Consider the following 15,460-nt stretch of genomic DNA (forward strand, 5'->3'; position numbering starts at 1 on the left):
AAATTTTATAAAATGAAAACAAGAAAGATTAAGCTTATTTGTTTGCCAACCATTTTTCAGGATCCATCTTTACATTATTCTTCCAAACCTGGAATTGTAACTCAGAAATTCCATCCGAATTGGTGAATACTTCTCCTACGTTCTCATTGGCTTTGAGAATTTGGCCCTTCTTCACATTTACACTTTTTAGTTTTGCGTAAAGTGTATAGTAATCTCCGTGTTGCACGATGACTACTCGATTCATGCCAGGTACAAAAGCTGTAGTAGCTACTTTGCCTTCAAAAATGGTTTTTACTTGCGCATTTTTCTGTGTTTGAATATCAACGCCCTGATTTTCAACCCATATATTTTTCAATACTGGATGTGGGTGTTTACCATATTTTTCAGATACAAATCCTGATTGCACTGGCCAGGGAAGCTGATTTCTTTTACCTTCAAATGCGCTAGAAATCTTAGCCATTTCAACAGTTAAATTGATCGTATTAGCATTTTTATCAGCGTTGGATTTTTCTATTTCAGCCTTGATTATTTTTGCTAATAAATTATCCAATCTGGTTACCGCTTTTTTGGTTTCAGCTACTTCCGCCTTCAATTCTTTTTCTCTTTTACTCAGTTCCTGAACGACTTTATTTTGTTTGGATTTCAACGATAACAGATTCCTGTTCTCTTTAATTTTTGATTTGAGTAGCTCATCTTGTTCTTCTTTTTTCACAACTAATACGCCCATTTGTTGATTAAGCGCATCTCGAACTTTTTCAATTTGTTCCACCTGAACTTCTCTAGCTTTGGTGTATTGTTCTAAATATTTCAACCTTAAAAACAATTGATTAAAAGTCTGGGCTGAAAAAAGAAAGGTGAGTTTACTGTATCCTTGATTTGCTTTGTAGGCATCATAGATCATCCGTCCATATTCTTCCTTCAGATGTTCAAGGTCAGATTGTAACGAATTTACCACGATAGAAAGGTCGCTGATTTCTCCACTGATCAGTTCTATTTGCTGTGTGATTGAAGAAATTAATGATCGCCTAGCCTCTATTTGTTTATTAAGCGCTTGTAATTGGCCAATGGAAACCTTCTTTTCTGTTTCCGTTTCTTTTAAGATTTTTTGGACCTCTGAAATTTTCGCAAGACTTTCCTTCTTCTCTTTTTCTATTTGAGACTTACTTTTTTGGGCAAAACTTGCGGGAGCACAAAGAAAGGTTGCAATCAAAAACAACCATACAAATATTTTACATTGGGTCATACTTGTCAGGAATGCTAAATGAAAAATTCAAATCTTCTTTGTTGATGTTGATTTTTGAATGCTTGATTTGAACTTTTGAAACTTTTTTAGCTTTATTTCTTTTAGAACGATAATTGATTTGAACGTTGATTTCTGATGGTATAATCTTATTCTCAACTTTTAAAAATTCAGAATAATTGATGAACATGGCATTTCTACTTGTATCACTTACAGCTTGAATTTTTTCTAGTTTCATTGAATTTGTGCCAATGAAATTCATCACCATTAAGTCTCCTTCAGTTTTTTGAACTTTAAAATAACCCTCTTCTTTTTTAATGACATCATTTGACGTAATTGGCCAAATCAAATTTCCAATGATTATGGATTCAAGAAGTTTGAGGTCGAAATCAAAATGATATTTTTCCGATAGATCCGACACTTTCAAGACTTGATATTCCTTATGGATTTTGTCGATTATAATAATAGAATCTTTGGTGACAATACCTCTGGCGGCTTCTATTCCAAGCCCGGGAGTAAGTGAAAACCAAATGATGCTATCTTTTCTTACTCTAATATTGGCGGTAGCCTTTAGATCCCTGTTTTCGTCTTTGTATTTAATTTTAGACTTCATTGAAAGGTTTTCATAATCTAAATTATTCAGGTTGAGCTGAGATGATTTAGAAGAAAAGATGGCCAACTTTTTATTACAGGCCGTAAATACCAATAAACCTGCCAGACATAGGATTAATCTATTCATAGAGTTGCTTGTCAGCTATTTTTTTGTCTAAAGTAGTAGGGTCTTCCGCCATATTTCGTGCATTTTTCCACTGAATTATAGCCTCATCAATCTTGCCTAGCTGGTAGAGTGCGTCACCATAATGTTCGATAATTGTTGCACTAGGTTCATATAATAGCGCCTGCTTAAGATTTTTAGCAGCTCCTTCAAAATCGCCCATCATATACAAAACCCATGCATGTGTATCCAAATATGTGGAATTTTCGGGGTAATCTTTGACTAGTTTAGAAGACATCTCAAATGCCTTGTCTAGGTCTTTTTTTCTTAGAGATAGGAAATAGCTGTAATTGTTTAGAACGTGATCATTGTCTGGCTTAGCAGACAAGGCGATTTCATAAGCTTCATCAGATTTGCTGTGGTCTCCAATACTATTGTAAGCATCTCCAATTTGCCCATGAAATAAGCTTTTCATATTCGAGTCTCGAGCAGCATAGGATTTGCCAGTATTGAAAATTTTCAGAGCATTTTCGTAATCCTTTTTGATCAAATAGGCCGTTCCTTCAAAATAATAAAGAGTGGCTTGATTTGGGAAATTTTCAATGGCCATTTTGGAGTGCTCGATGACAGCATCATAATCTTCTAGCTCCAAATCCAAAGACAATATGTTTTGCCAGATATTGTAGTTTGATCCGTCGATTTTTACTGCTTGGAGATAGTACTCTCTTCCTTTTGGCCTATTATTTAAATTGTAATACAAGTCTCCGGTCATAGCCAAAACTTGGTAGGAATCAGGGTGAGTTTCTACCAATTTTTCAGACAGCTTGAGAAGTGGTTCGTTGAGGTCATCATTGGGCAACATGGCTAAATACCCTGCCATGGTTCTAATTTTCCTCGTCAGATCGAGCGTAGTGCTTGCAAATGGAACCTCCAAAACCTCAATAGCTTGCACATATTTCTTTTGCTTTCCATAAGCCTCTGAAAGAAAAATATAAAGCCTTTCATTGTTTTGATAGTGGTCAATTTTGGATAGAATAAACTGTTCAGCTTCTTCATACTTGTCATTGGAGAGCATCATTTGAGCTAATGATAAGGCATGTGACGGCTCATTTGGATATAGTTCTACGAGTTGCTTTCCTTCTTCAATAGCCAGATCTAACCGATTCATTTTTAAGTAAATCTGCTGCTTTTGGATAGTGATTTCTTCCATCGGTCCAAAATGATCTTGAGCTTTTTGATAAGTTACAAGAGCATCATTATACTTTTTTTGATACAATTGAACAGCAGCCAACTCAAATAAATAGTTTTCAGCTCCAGTGACATTAGCGAGCATCTCAATATAGGTTTTTTCTGCTGCATTCAAATCACCAAGACTTGTTTGTATATGAGTGACAAGTAGGTAGTAATATTTATTTTTTGGGTTAAAATTCTTAGCAAATATAGCATGTGGCAAAGCCTTATTCATGTCATTATTTTCGCTATAAATCTGACCAATTTTATAATGAGCTGCGGCATTTTTTTGATCTAGCTCCAGTACTTTTTGAAACGCACCCATTGCCTTTGAAAGGTCTTGAAGAAGAAAATATTTTTCCCCTTCCAAGAAGTAATGGTCTACTTCAGCTTTTTCCTCATCAGTAAGAAATTGAACCCTTTCTATCTTGACTTGAGATTTGTTTTTTTTCTTTTTCTTTTGTGAAAAAGAAGCTTGACTACTGGCCACCAATAGCACTAAAAAGAATATGATCCGAAGTTTTGTTATCATGGTATTGGTCAAACGATCAGTCGTATTTATTGTTTGGGTTGACAAATTTAACGAAATCCTCTGTACGTTATTGGTTTTCATTTCATTCATTTGGTTAGCAAACCTCATCTTATTCCAATGAATAGACACCTTTTAAATAGTCTCAATCAAATAAAAGACCAAACGAGTTAATAATTTAAGGAATTTTAAAACCGAAAACTACTCTGCCCGAAATATGCTTACGTTCTGCAAAGTATGTTCCGATCACAAAGATCAATACACCCAAGTTTCTGACGAAAAAATTAACAAGCCAATTTTCTGAGTTGAACTGGTAAAAACCATATACAAGCAGAGAGGCAATTGTGATGTATTTGAAAATTTGAAACACTTGATAGGGAACTTGATAATACTTTTGGCCAAAGAAATAGCTCGTTGCAGCCATGAGAAAATACGAAATGAGCGTAACTATAGAACTGCCAAAATATCCCATTATGGGTATTAATAGGTAATTAAGGGCCATTGTCACTAAAGCACCGCATATTGTGATCCAGGCGCCATAAATGGTTTTGTCTGTTACTTTATACCAGACAGAAAGATTATAATAGATGCCGTTGAATAGGTAAGCCATAAGTAAAAACGGGACTACATAGAGGCCTTCTCTGTAGGCGGGGTTAGAGAAAAATATTAACCCTATGATTTCCAGATTCAACGATATAGCGACAAAAACAAAGACGCAGAAAATGACAAAACCTGTCATAACATTGGCAAAAAGCTTGGGAGAATCTTTGTTTTCGGCATTTGAGAAGAAAAAGGGTTCCGCAGCATACCTGAAAGCCTGAATACCTAACATCATGAAAACAGAAAGCTTATAACAGGCACCAAAAACCCCTAAAGCGTCTAGGCTTGTTTGGTCAGGGTAGAAGCCATCTGGCAACCATATTTTCAGCAATGCTCTTGAAAGCATTTCATTTGTTACGCCTGCCAAACCCATAAATAAAAGTGGTGCAGCGTAAAGCAAAATGGGAGTAATTTTTTTCCAATTGAATGAAGGTCTGAACCCATCGTATTCTTTAAATAAAAGTACAATCAGCAATGAATTTGATATCAAGTTAGAAAGAAAGACATATTTGGCTTTAAACTCAAAATCGTAATGATCTAGCATAAACTGCTGCCATCCTATAAACCAGCTCCCTTCGTATATTTTTAAACAAAAAACCAGGAATAATAAATTTAGGAACACCGCAAAAGTGATGTTGAAAAAGCGAATCATCGCGAATTTTTTTGGGCGATTTCGAAACCGTAAACGTGCAAATGGAAGAACCACAATAGCATCTACACCCAAAACAATGGCTAACCAATAAAATACTATTTCCTTTCCTGCATAATCAAGCCAAATGGCGATATCTGTTCCAAACCATAGCAATATTCCAACAAGAATAGAACTAGTTATGATTATCACGGTATTAAGTAAATTGAATAGAGCCGGCTCCTCTTCAGGTTTTTTATTGGCGTATCTAAAGTAGGCAGTTTCCATTCCATAAGTGAAAAGAGGATAGAGAAACGCGATATAGGCATACAGCTCAGTCACGATACCATATTCTCCAGGTAAAAATACTGCAGTATATAGAGGTACGAGCAAATATGAGATCATGCGGCCGATGATGCTACTTAGCCCATACCACATAGTATCTCCAGCTAATCCTTTGATAGAACTCATGTATTAGCTAGGATTTTTATGATCATATTGTAATTGATTATTCGCCTTTGAAGCTTGGCTTTCTTTTTTCTAGAAATGCGGAAGTGCCTTCCTTAAAATCTTCTGTGCCACAGCATCTTGAAAAGGAATTGGCTTCGGTTTGATAACCATTTATTCCAGTCGTATATACCGCTTTTACACAGTCTATCACCATTCCAATAGCCAGAGGTGCCTTCTTTTGAATCTTAGATAAGATCTCTTCCGCTTTGGCAATCATATCTGCCTTAGATTCGGCTTTATAGTTAATAAGTCCTAAAGACAACGCTTCATCTGTACCAATCATATCACCAGTCAACATCAGTTCTAGCGCTTTACCTTTTCCTACCAACTGTGTCAGACGTTGTGTTCCTCCATAGCCTGGAATAACGCCTAAATTGACTTCAGGTTGGCCAAATTTAGCATTGGGAGTAGCAATTCTCATATGGCAAGCCATGGCTAATTCACAACCTCCACCTAATGCAAATCCGTTGACTGCGGCAATTACAGGTTTGGCTGAGCTTTCGATTAGGTCAAAAATTTCTTGTCCTTTTTCAGAGAAATTTCTACCATTTACCTCTGTCATCTGAGCCAGTTCCGTGATGTCGGCCCCCGCAACAAAAGCCTTTTCTCCGGAGCCAGTAAGTATGATTCCTGATATCTCTTTATTATCCAGAGCCTCTTCAAATGTGCTTTTTAGCTCATTAAACGTTTGATCGTTCAACGCGTTAAGTGCTGATTCACGGATGAAGGTAATCGTAAGAATGCCGTCAGAGGCTTGAAGTGCTAATGTTTCTAATTGAGCCATAGTGGTGAATAATGGTTTTTTCAAAAGTATTTAATGCAGGCAATTAATACCACAAATGCCAGTCTTTTTTACTTATTCATGAAATATATAAAATATGATTTCATAAGTATTTCGACTGAAAATTCCACTCGTCACTTTACTAACAAACCGTATATTTGCTTGGTGATGGAAAATACAATTGATTTTATAACCTACCTGACATCAAAAAAAATTGACGCTGGAAAATTTAAAGGTGTAGAGCCTGAATTATATCAAAAATTAGAAGGAATTTTTAGTCAGACGAACCCTGATAGTTTTACGGCACAAAAATTATTTTTGATCAATCCAATTAGGAGAAAATACTTGTTAGAGAGTCAGGTTGAAACCGCGCCATCCAAACCAAAAATGAAGTTTAAACCCAAAATGAAATAATTTCAGATGTATAAGTCTTTAGAAGCTAAGCTTAAAATAGAGCTCGAAGAGATCAAAGAGGCAGGTCTTTTCAAATCAGAACGAATTATCACTACCCCTCAGGGAGCAGATATAAAAACAAGCGAAGGCAAAGAAGTAATCAACTTTTGTGCAAATAATTATTTGGGGTTGTCGTCTCACCCGAAAGTGATTGAAGCTGCAAAGGCTACCATAGACACGCATGGTTTTGGAATGTCTTCAGTGAGATTTATTTGCGGTACTCAGGATATCCATAAAGAACTGGAACATAAAATTTCTGAATTTTTAGGTACAGAAGACACCATACTTTATGCTGCAGCTTTTGATGCCAATGGTGGAGTTTTTGAACCGCTTTTTGGCTCTGAGGATGCTATTATTTCAGATTCATTAAATCACGCTTCAATTATAGATGGCGTAAGACTATGCAAGGCTCAGCGTTTCAGATACAACAATAATGACATGGCCGATTTGGAGGCTAAGTTGATAGAAGCGAAAGATGCCAAATGCAAAATCATTGTGACTGATGGAGCTTTCTCGATGGATGGTACAGTGGCTCAAATGGACAAAATCTGTGATCTAGCAGACAAATATGATGCATTGGTTATGACTGATGAATGTCATTCTACTGGATTTATGGGCAAAACTGGCAGAGGCGTACATGAGCTTTGTGGAGTGATGGATCGAGTGGATATCATTACAGGAACTTTAGGTAAAGCATTGGGAGGTGCTTCTGGAGGGTTTACTTCAGGAAAGAAAGAGATCATCGAAATGCTTCGACAGAAATCAAGACCCTATTTATTCTCCAATACCTTAGCACCGTCTATTGTCGGCGCATCCATTGCTGTGATAGACATGCTCAGTGAGACTACAGAGCTTAGAGATAAATTAGAAGATAATACCAAATACTTCCGTGAGAAAATGACAGCCGCTGGGTTTGATATTAAGCCTGGGTTCCACCCAATTGTACCTATTATGCTATATGATGCGGTACTTTCTCAAAAATTTGCTGCACGGTTACTTGAAGAAGGAATTTATGTGATTGGGTTTTATTTTCCAGTGGTGCCTAAAGGACAGGCGAGAATTCGAGTTCAGCTATCTGCAGTGCATGATCGATCACACTTAGATAAAGCCATCGCTGCATTTACCAAAGTAGGAAAAGAGTTAGAAGTGATATAAGCTTGCATGCGATACTTCCTTGATATTTCATATAATGGATCCGCTTACCATGGATGGCAAATTCAGAATAATGCCAAGACGGTACAAGGAGTTCTCAACGAAGCATTATCAACCATCTTAAGATCGGAGATTTCTACCATTGGAAGTGGACGAACTGATACCGGTGTTCATGCCATGATGCAGATGGTGCATTTCGATTGCGAAGATGAAATGGATATCATTTTGATGGTTGGAAAGCTAAATAGTTTGTTGCCTCAAGATATTTCAGTTAATGAAATAAAAAAAGTGAAAGATGATGTAAGCGCAAGATTCGAAGCAGGTTCTCGTGCTTACATTTACAAAATACATCAGCACAAAAACCCATTCAAGCAGGGCTTGTCGTATCTTTTTCATCAAACTTTGAACCTTGACCAAATGAATGCTTGCTGCGAAGTGATCAAAAGCTGGAAAGATTTTGAATCGATGAGCAAGGTCAAGACGGAAGTCAACAATTTCAATTGTGAAATTTTTTCAGCTTTTTGGGAAAAGCAAAACGACGAGATACATTTTCACGTAAGTGCCAATAGATTTTTGAGGGGAATGGTTCGTGCCTTAGTAGGCACCATGTTGGAAGTGGGTCAGGAACGTATGACCTTAGCAGAATTTGAACAAATATTAAAAAGTAAAGACCGAAAAAAAGCAGGTCGATCTGTACCGGCACATGGTCTATATTTGCGAGACATTACCTACCCAAAAGACATTTATCTTTAGTTTCAAGTCACAGTTAGATTAGATTGGAAAAAGAAAAACCCGACGGTAAAATACTGGATTTCAAGGTTCTGAAAAGAATATTTGTATTCGTAAAGCCATACATGACGCAGTTTTGGTTATTGGTATTGCTTACGATAGCACTCGCTATCCTGGTGCCAATCAGACCTTATTTAATACAAGTCACCATAGACAACGAAGTGGCTAATGGAGACTATAATGGATTGGTTTTCATGATCGGTCTTCTAATTGTATTATTGGTTGCACAAGCTTTTGTGCAATATGCTCATACGTATTTATCAAGTTGGCTTGGTCAGTACATCATTCGAGATATTCGAACCAGCTTATATGAGCATATTCAGAAACTGAAGCTCAAATTTTTTGACAAAACTCCGATTGGAAGATTGGTGACAAGAAACATTTCTGATATAGAAACACTAGCGGATGTTTTTAGTCAGGGAATAGCGATGATGATTGGTGACTTGCTCCAATTAATTGTGATATTGATCTTCATGTTTTATACAGACTGGAAATTGACTCTGGTCAGTTTGTCAACTTTGCCAGTTCTAATTTTTGCCACCTACATTTTCAAGGAAAAAATTAAAGTTTCTTTCAATAGTGTCCGAACTGCAGTATCCAACTTGAATTCATTTGTTCAAGAGCATATTACGGGGATGAGTATTGTACAAATCTTTAATAGTGAGGAACGAGAATTAGAAAAGTTCAAAGACATTAACAAAGAGCACAAGAGAGCAAATATCAAATCTGTGATGTACTACTCTGTGTATTTTCCGGTGGCGGAAGTTATCCAAGCTATAGGTATCGGGTTGGTTGTCTGGTATGGTGCAGTTAAAATGATAGATGCGGAATATCAACCCGGTGTCTTGATTGCTTTTATCATGTACATTCAGATGTTCTTCCGTCCTATTCGAATGATTGCCGATAGATTCAATACGCTACAGATGGGAATTGTAAGTTCGAATCGATTGATAGATTTGCTTGAGAATGCAGAGCACATTCCAAATGAAGGCTCAATGAACCCTGAAGATCTAGAAGGCAGTGTGAAATTTGATGAGGTATGGTTTGCCTACAACGACGAAGATTATGTCTTAAAGAATATCAGCTTCGATGTAGACGCTGGCCAAACGATTGCATTGGTAGGGGCGACAGGCGCTGGTAAATCTTCTGTTATTAATCTGCTCAGTCGATTTTATGAAATCAACAAAGGTTCGATATTGGTAGATGGCTATGATATTGATGATTATGAACTCAATGCCTTACGTCGAAATATTGGGGTAGTTCTTCAGGATGTTTTTCTGTTTTCAGACACCATCGAAAAAAATATTACACTTGGGAATGACGATATAACGAGAGAGCAAGTAATGAAAGCAGCTGAACTCGTAGGCGCTAGGGAATTTATTGAGCGATTACCAGGGGGATTGGATTACAATGTGATGGAAAGAGGAGCGACTTTGTCCGTTGGTCAGCGGCAACTGATTTCTTTCGTAAGAGCAATGGTCTATGATCCTAAAATCATAGTATTGGATGAGGCTACTTCGAGTGTAGATACAGAGACCGAAGAGCTAATTCAACAAGCTATCGATCGCATGATGAAGGGTAGAACTTCTATAGTGATTGCGCATCGATTGTCAACCATTCAACATGCTGATAAAATTCTGGTTTTAGAGCAAGGAGAAATAAAAGAATCAGGCTCACACGATGAATTACTTGCAAAAGATGGTTATTATGCACAACTTCATAAAATGCAATACAAAGAAGTAACTCATAAGATCGCTTGAAATACCCTCAGAAAATATTTTTAATTGGTATGCCTGGGTCAGGTAAGTCCACCTTAGGAAAGGAATTGGCTGAAAAGTTGGGCAGAAACTTTTTTGATCTTGATGCAGAAATAGAGCGAATGGCTGGTTGGGTCATTCCAGATATATTTGCTCAGGTGGGAGAAGATTACTTCCGTGAGTTGGAAAACAGTGTATTGCTGATGCTCATTCGCTTGAATGAACCAGCTGTGATTGCCACAGGAGGTGGTGCGCCTTGCTTCTATGACAACATAGATCAAATGAATTTGGCGGGTTCGACCATTTTTTTGGACACACCGATGGACGTGCTTATAGAGCGAGTGAAACAAGAAAAAAGCTCAAGACCTTTGGTGAATCAAATGGAAGACGAATCCTTGGCTCAGGATATGGAAGCATTATATAAAAAAAGACTTCCTCAATATGAGAAAGCCTCTTTCACTACCAATTCGAATCTTCAGGATATTATCCAATATTTTGAATCTATTTAAAAGTTGACTCCAAACGTCACCGAGACATTCAAATTTTTATTCTCTGTATAAGCAACCGGACTGATGTTTTCGCTAGGGTCGTTGTAGGAATAGATGGTATAAGGACTTCTCACTGAATTCCATTTGGTATGGACAGCGGAAATATCTACAAAAAATTCACGGTTTCGATAGCCAATTCCACCAGATATCTTCGAGATACTATTATCGATTCCACTGTTTTTATAGGGATCTCCTTCATAGCTATAGCCACCTCTTACCCTAAAGGACGACACTCTGAATTCACTTCCTATCCTCCAGTTTATAGCATTTTGGTATAGTGATTGGATACTTTGATTGTCTCCAGAAGCGTCAAAATCACTTGATTTTAGTTTAGCTTTTGAATAGTTTATGAAATCAACATCAGCCGAAATGAATCCTAGTTTTCCTAAAAAGAAGGCCGCTCCGGTCGTCAGTTTGAAAGGAGTTGTCACATTGTAATTGGATTCGCTGAATTCTTCGTAGTAATAATCTTCAAGGATTATAGAAGACCCATCCCCATCTACGAATTCGAAATTGTTGTATGATACAAAAACATCTCTTGAGCTTTCTTCACGCATCCAGTAATACTTTGGGGTGGTAGCAGAAATACCGACTCTCAACAGATCTAATGGTCTAGCAATTATTCCAAATGTGCCTCCTACGCCAGTACCTCTAACGTCTAAAGTATTTCGAGTACTTACTTCGTTGATTGCATCATCAGGCTGATTATTAAATAAAAATTCAGTTTCATATAGCGTGCTGGTAGTTTGGTAATTGATAGTATTCAAGTTGAAGCTAGCTCCAAAATATAGTATGTCGTTATAATTGGCTCCAGCGGCAAAATCCCATCGATATTGACCGCCTTTGTTAGTAGTCTCTTCTACTTGTCTGGGAAAGTCACCAATGAATTTTTCGTAGTCAACCAAAAAGTCATTTCCATTGCCATCAGTAGCATAAATGGGGTTGATTAGATAAGATTCGAAAAGGCCATAATATTCAAAGTCAGTCAGTTGATCCAGCGAATAAGGAATTGGAGGGTCTACAGAATAGTCATATACATTGTCCAACCAATAATCCACTATGGATGATCTACTGATGCCATTTTCATAATCGGTAGAATTGTAACCATCATAAGTGATGTCACTATGAAAATTATTTTCTCGCGTCATCGTGATAGCAAAAGAACCTCCTTTGAATTTGCTGTCTTCATAATCACTTTTAGCAAAATCGAATATCACACCCAAATTCGCAATATTAAAATTGGCTTTTGAATCTTTTGTGTTTTGACCAAAATACTCTGAATCACTATTATAAAAATTAAGAGAAGGAGTGAAAGTAACCACCGAACTTCTGTTGAATCCTAGTCCTGCAGGATTGGCATAAGCCGAATTCATGTCACCGCCTAGAGCCACTTGTGCGTTCCCAATGGCCTGTGTTCTTGCCGTACCAATGGATTGGGTTCTGCTATAATTAAGTATATCATTGAAGTAACCATATTGAGCACGGGCTGAAAAAGAACATACCACAAGTATTGTCCCAAGAAGGATTGGCCTAATTGTCATTCTCAAATATTCCAAAATTATCTGTTACCTCGTGATGATTTTCTTGTCGATCCAGAAGATCTACCTGAACTGCTTGTTCTGCTAGGAGAACTTCGCATCGTATTTCCACTTGATCTAGAAGGAGCTGTATAGGATCTACTTTGAGTATTTGACCTGCTTCTTGAATAGGAAGTGGATGACTGTGGTATACTGTACCTTCTTTGTGTGTTATTGCCACTTGAATATGATCTGGTTCCAGTACTTCTGGTATTTCTCGAAGTGGAACTGATCGAATTACTGTAATTGTTTCGACTCTCTGAAGTCACACTATTTCTTCCTGAATAAGGAGTCCTTGAGCTAACAGATGTACGAGAGTTAGTTCTGTTCGATACGTCTGATAATCGTGATCGTGAAGTACTCACGTTCGCACTTCTGACATATTCGTTTTGAGAACTTCGACTTGTGGATGTAGCGACTCTAGCTCTACTGCTAGATGTAGTAGCTACTTGTGACACCCCACCTGATCGACCATTGGAAGCTACAGCTTCAGATCTAGAAAAACTTCTAGTAGGCCTTGTAGAGGACATCCGTGAGATATTTTCATTTCTTGAAATGGTAGAGCCTCTACTGTATCTGGCACCTCGGCTCACATTTTTATAATACTTTTCATTATTTCCGCCACCTGCCATATAATAGCCATAGTTGTATCCATTATAAAAACCGCTGTTATAGGCGTAATAAGGATTATACCATCGGTACATATTGTAACTATACATTGGGCAATAAAAAGGGTCATAGAAATAAGGATCGTAATAAGCTGGGTTACTGCCCCAGCCAAAACTCATCCCATAAGACCATCCACCCCAGTTGTTGTAGCTCATCATCATGTTAGTACCCCAAAAACTGGATCCTTGGTTGTAAGGATTGCTATTACTGCCACCAGAATAATTGTTTGATGTTGTTGATTCGTTGGGTCTGTTGTATTTGGAGTCGTTATAAAAGGCCTCATCGTCCTGCTCTCCACTAAAATCTTCAACAAAATAATCTTGGCTACTGTAGGTTGCATTTGTCTCAGCTGCCTTTTCATCAGCTACTGACTCACGTGCTTGCTGTTTGTATTTATCTATGTACTCAGGGTTTACTTCTTTGGCTGAGTAGGAAGCATTGTTGTACGTATTGTTAGAGTATGATTCGAAAGTAATATTTGCGTCTGTATTTTCTTCAGCCTTCTTTATCTTCTTTCTATCCTTAGCCGAAAAATACATATCATCGTATTCGTCTTGTGCGAATCCAGATTGAATAAGTCCTACCGTTAGTATCAAAGCTGAAAGAACAGTTAGTTTAAAGTTTATCCGTATCATATCGACCTCCGAGTTTTATGGTAAGACATTCATTTTAATTACTGGACAACCTATTTATATTTGTGTCCAATTTTGCATGTAAGAAAGCAATATCCATACCAAATTTAAGAAATCAAGATGAGTAAAGGATTACCAAAGCGGAGCGAAGACTATTCTTTGTGGTATAACGAATTAGTAAAAAAAGCGGATTTAGCAGAGAACTCTGACGTAAGGGGTTGTATGGTAATCAAACCCTATGGATTTGCCATATGGGAAAAAATGCAAGCCACACTGGATGGTATGTTTAAGGATACCGGCCATTCAAATGCTTATTTCCCATTATTTATTCCTAAATCCTACCTCAGTAAAGAGGCAGATCATGTAGAAGGATTTGCCAAGGAATGTGCAGTGGTTACTCACTATCGTTTGAAAAATGATGAAAATGGAAAAGGAGTAGTTGTTGATCCAGATGCAAAGCTAGAGGAGGAGCTGATTGTGAGACCTACATCAGAAACCATCATTTGGAATTCTTATAAAAACTGGATTCAATCTTACAGAGACTTACCTCTATTGATTAATCAGTGGGCCAATGTAGTGCGATGGGAAATGAGAACCAGACTGTTTTTGAGAACAGCTGAATTTTTATGGCAGGAAGGCCATACTGCTCATGCAACAAAGCAAGAAGCGATTGATGAGACCGTACAAATGATGAATGTTTATGCCGATTTTGCTGAGAATTTCTTAGCACTGCCTGTATTGAGAGGTGTGAAATCAGAAAGTGAAAGATTCGCTGGAGCTGAGGACACTTATTGTATTGAGGCATTGATGCAAGACGGCAAGGCGCTCCAGGCAGGTACTTCGCATTTCTTGGGTCAAAATTTTGCCAAAGCATTTGACGTAAAATTTGCCAATGCTGAAGGCGGAGCCATGGAATATGTGTGGGGAACGTCATGGGGAGTGAGTACCCGATTGATGGGAGCGCTGATTATGGCGCATTCTGACGATCAAGGATTGGTATTGCCTCCTAAGTTAGCTCCATTCCAGGTGGTCATAGTGCCGATATTCAAGAGCGATGAACAGCTGGCCGAAATCTCTGAAGTGGCGTTGAAAATACAAGCGGACTTGAAGAAGCTAGGCATCACTGTGAAGTTCGATAACAGAAAGACACATAAGCCAGGTTGGAAATTCGCTGAATACGAATTGAAAGGTACGCCTGTGCGAATAGCCATCGGACCAAAAGATCTGGAAAATGGAACGGTGGAAGTAGCACGAAGAGACTTGCTAGAGAAAAATGTGATGCCACTAGACGATGGGTTCGCTTCGAGTATCTCCGACTTGCTAGACAATATTCAAGAAACGATCTATAAAAAGGCACTTGACTATCGTACCTCTCATACTTTCGAAGTAGATTCTTATGAAGAATTCAAAAAGATTATCAACAGCGAAGAAGGAGGATTTATATATGCTCATTGGGATGGCACAGCTGAAACGGAAGAAAAAATCAAAAATGAAACAAAGGCTACGATTCGTTGTATTCCGATAGATCAAAAACAAGAGGACGGAAAATGCGTTTATTCAGGTCAACCTTCAAAACGGCGAGTAGTATTCGCCAAAGCGTATTAAAATAGCTTGGGGTTTGTTTTAAAGCCAACCCTAATTTGTATATTC

The 15,460-nt window shown here is 37.8% G+C and carries 13 protein-coding genes; 6 read left to right on the forward strand and 7 right to left on the reverse strand.

Annotation, left to right across the window (positions count from 1 at the left end):
• Positions 1 to 34: 34 nt before the first annotated feature.
• The 5 genes from ABJH98_RS16460 to ABJH98_RS16480 all read right to left on the reverse strand — a co-directional run bounded on the left by ABJH98_RS16460 (position 35) and on the right by ABJH98_RS16480 (position 6,236).
• Positions 35 to 1,243 carry a peptidoglycan DD-metalloendopeptidase family protein gene (locus ABJH98_RS16460; protein WP_348308796.1) on the reverse strand — a complete coding sequence of 403 codons (1,209 nt, stop codon included), beginning with the start codon at positions 1,241 to 1,243 and terminating at the stop codon, positions 35 to 37.
• Positions 1,230 to 1,979 carry a DUF4292 domain-containing protein gene (locus ABJH98_RS16465; protein ID WP_348308797.1) on the reverse strand — a complete coding sequence of 250 codons (750 nt, stop codon included), beginning with the start codon at positions 1,977 to 1,979 and terminating at the stop codon, positions 1,230 to 1,232. Before ABJH98_RS16465 ends, ABJH98_RS16460 begins: the two co-directional genes overlap by 14 nt.
• On the reverse strand, positions 1,972 to 3,717 hold the full coding sequence (locus tag ABJH98_RS16470) for a tetratricopeptide repeat protein (RefSeq protein ID WP_348308798.1): 1,746 nt from the start codon (positions 3,715 to 3,717) through the stop codon (positions 1,972 to 1,974). The genes ABJH98_RS16465 and ABJH98_RS16470 overlap by 8 nt, the downstream gene beginning before the upstream one ends.
• A 175-nt stretch (positions 3,718 to 3,892) precedes the next feature.
• The gene (locus ABJH98_RS16475) at positions 3,893 to 5,413 is read right to left on the reverse strand and encodes a polysaccharide biosynthesis C-terminal domain-containing protein (protein WP_348308799.1); all 1,521 of its coding nucleotides are present in this window, start codon (positions 5,411 to 5,413) and stop codon (positions 3,893 to 3,895) included.
• A 37-nt stretch (positions 5,414 to 5,450) separates the two neighbouring features.
• Positions 5,451 to 6,236, reverse strand: a complete 786-nt coding sequence (locus ABJH98_RS16480) for an enoyl-CoA hydratase-related protein (RefSeq protein WP_348308800.1) — start codon at positions 6,234 to 6,236, stop codon at positions 5,451 to 5,453.
• Between the two features lie 78 nt (positions 6,237 to 6,314).
• Here ABJH98_RS16480 and ABJH98_RS16485 point away from each other — a divergent pair, with 78 nt between their 5' ends.
• The 5 genes from ABJH98_RS16485 to ABJH98_RS16505 are packed head-to-tail and all read left to right on the forward strand — an operon-like array spanning position 6,315 to position 10,893.
• Positions 6,315 to 6,647, forward strand: a complete 333-nt coding sequence (locus ABJH98_RS16485) for a hypothetical protein (RefSeq protein WP_348308801.1) — start codon at positions 6,315 to 6,317, stop codon at positions 6,645 to 6,647.
• A 6-nt stretch (positions 6,648 to 6,653) separates the two neighbouring features.
• Positions 6,654 to 7,841, forward strand: coding sequence for a glycine C-acetyltransferase (kbl, locus tag ABJH98_RS16490; protein ID WP_348308802.1), 1,188 nt, complete (start codon positions 6,654 to 6,656; stop codon positions 7,839 to 7,841).
• Positions 7,842 to 7,847: 6 nt separating this feature from the next.
• Entirely contained in the window at positions 7,848 to 8,591 is a 744-nt protein-coding gene (truA, locus tag ABJH98_RS16495; protein WP_348308803.1) for a tRNA pseudouridine(38-40) synthase TruA, read from the forward strand.
• A 17-nt stretch (positions 8,592 to 8,608) separates the two neighbouring features.
• Entirely contained in the window at positions 8,609 to 10,387 is a 1,779-nt protein-coding gene (locus tag ABJH98_RS16500) for an ABC transporter ATP-binding protein (RefSeq protein ID WP_348309101.1), read from the forward strand.
• A complete protein-coding gene (locus tag ABJH98_RS16505) occupies positions 10,384 to 10,893 on the forward strand; it encodes a shikimate kinase (protein ID WP_348308804.1) in 510 nt (169 codons plus the stop codon). The genes ABJH98_RS16500 and ABJH98_RS16505 overlap by 4 nt, the downstream gene beginning before the upstream one ends.
• Here the strand turns inward: ABJH98_RS16505 and ABJH98_RS16510 are convergent.
• Positions 10,890 to 12,473: a hypothetical protein gene (locus ABJH98_RS16510; protein ID WP_348308805.1), complete on the reverse strand. Its 1,584-nt coding sequence runs from the start codon at positions 12,471 to 12,473 to the stop codon at positions 10,890 to 10,892. The genes ABJH98_RS16505 and ABJH98_RS16510 overlap by 4 nt on opposite strands.
• 17 nt (positions 12,474 to 12,490) lie before the next feature.
• A complete protein-coding gene (locus ABJH98_RS16515) occupies positions 12,491 to 13,813 on the reverse strand; it encodes a hypothetical protein (protein ID WP_348308806.1) in 1,323 nt (440 codons plus the stop codon).
• Between the two features lie 117 nt (positions 13,814 to 13,930).
• Here ABJH98_RS16515 and proS point away from each other — a divergent pair, with 117 nt between their 5' ends.
• Complete coding sequence (gene proS / locus ABJH98_RS16520) at positions 13,931 to 15,415, forward strand: proline--tRNA ligase (RefSeq protein ID WP_348308807.1); 1,485 nt, start codon at positions 13,931 to 13,933, stop codon at positions 15,413 to 15,415.
• Positions 15,416 to 15,460: the final 45 nt, after the last annotated feature.

The organism is Reichenbachiella sp., from assembly GCF_039969095.1.
Taxonomy (GTDB): Bacteria; Bacteroidota; Bacteroidia; order Cytophagales; family Cyclobacteriaceae; genus Reichenbachiella.

Excerpts from the sequence above, each read along its gene's own strand:
- ABJH98_RS16460 (WP_348308796.1), bottom strand. The coding sequence starts at position 1,243 with ATGACCCAATGTAAAATATTTGTATGGTTGTTTTTGATTGCAACCTTT.
- ABJH98_RS16465 (WP_348308797.1), bottom strand. The coding sequence starts at position 1,979 with ATGAATAGATTAATCCTATGTCTGGCAGGTTTATTGGTATTTACGGCC.
- ABJH98_RS16470 (WP_348308798.1), bottom strand. The coding sequence starts at position 3,717 with ATGATAACAAAACTTCGGATCATATTCTTTTTAGTGCTATTGGTGGCC.
- ABJH98_RS16475 (WP_348308799.1), bottom strand. The coding sequence starts at position 5,413 with ATGAGTTCTATCAAAGGATTAGCTGGAGATACTATGTGGTATGGGCTA.
- ABJH98_RS16480 (WP_348308800.1), bottom strand. The coding sequence starts at position 6,236 with ATGGCTCAATTAGAAACATTAGCACTTCAAGCCTCTGACGGCATTCTT.
- ABJH98_RS16485 (WP_348308801.1), top strand. The coding sequence starts at position 6,315 with ATGAAATATATAAAATATGATTTCATAAGTATTTCGACTGAAAATTCC.
- kbl (WP_348308802.1), top strand. The coding sequence starts at position 6,654 with ATGTATAAGTCTTTAGAAGCTAAGCTTAAAATAGAGCTCGAAGAGATC.
- truA (WP_348308803.1), top strand. The coding sequence starts at position 7,848 with ATGCGATACTTCCTTGATATTTCATATAATGGATCCGCTTACCATGGA.
- ABJH98_RS16510 (WP_348308805.1), bottom strand. The coding sequence starts at position 12,473 with ATGACAATTAGGCCAATCCTTCTTGGGACAATACTTGTGGTATGTTCT.
- ABJH98_RS16515 (WP_348308806.1), bottom strand. The coding sequence starts at position 13,813 with ATGATACGGATAAACTTTAAACTAACTGTTCTTTCAGCTTTGATACTA.
- proS (WP_348308807.1), top strand. The coding sequence starts at position 13,931 with ATGAGTAAAGGATTACCAAAGCGGAGCGAAGACTATTCTTTGTGGTAT.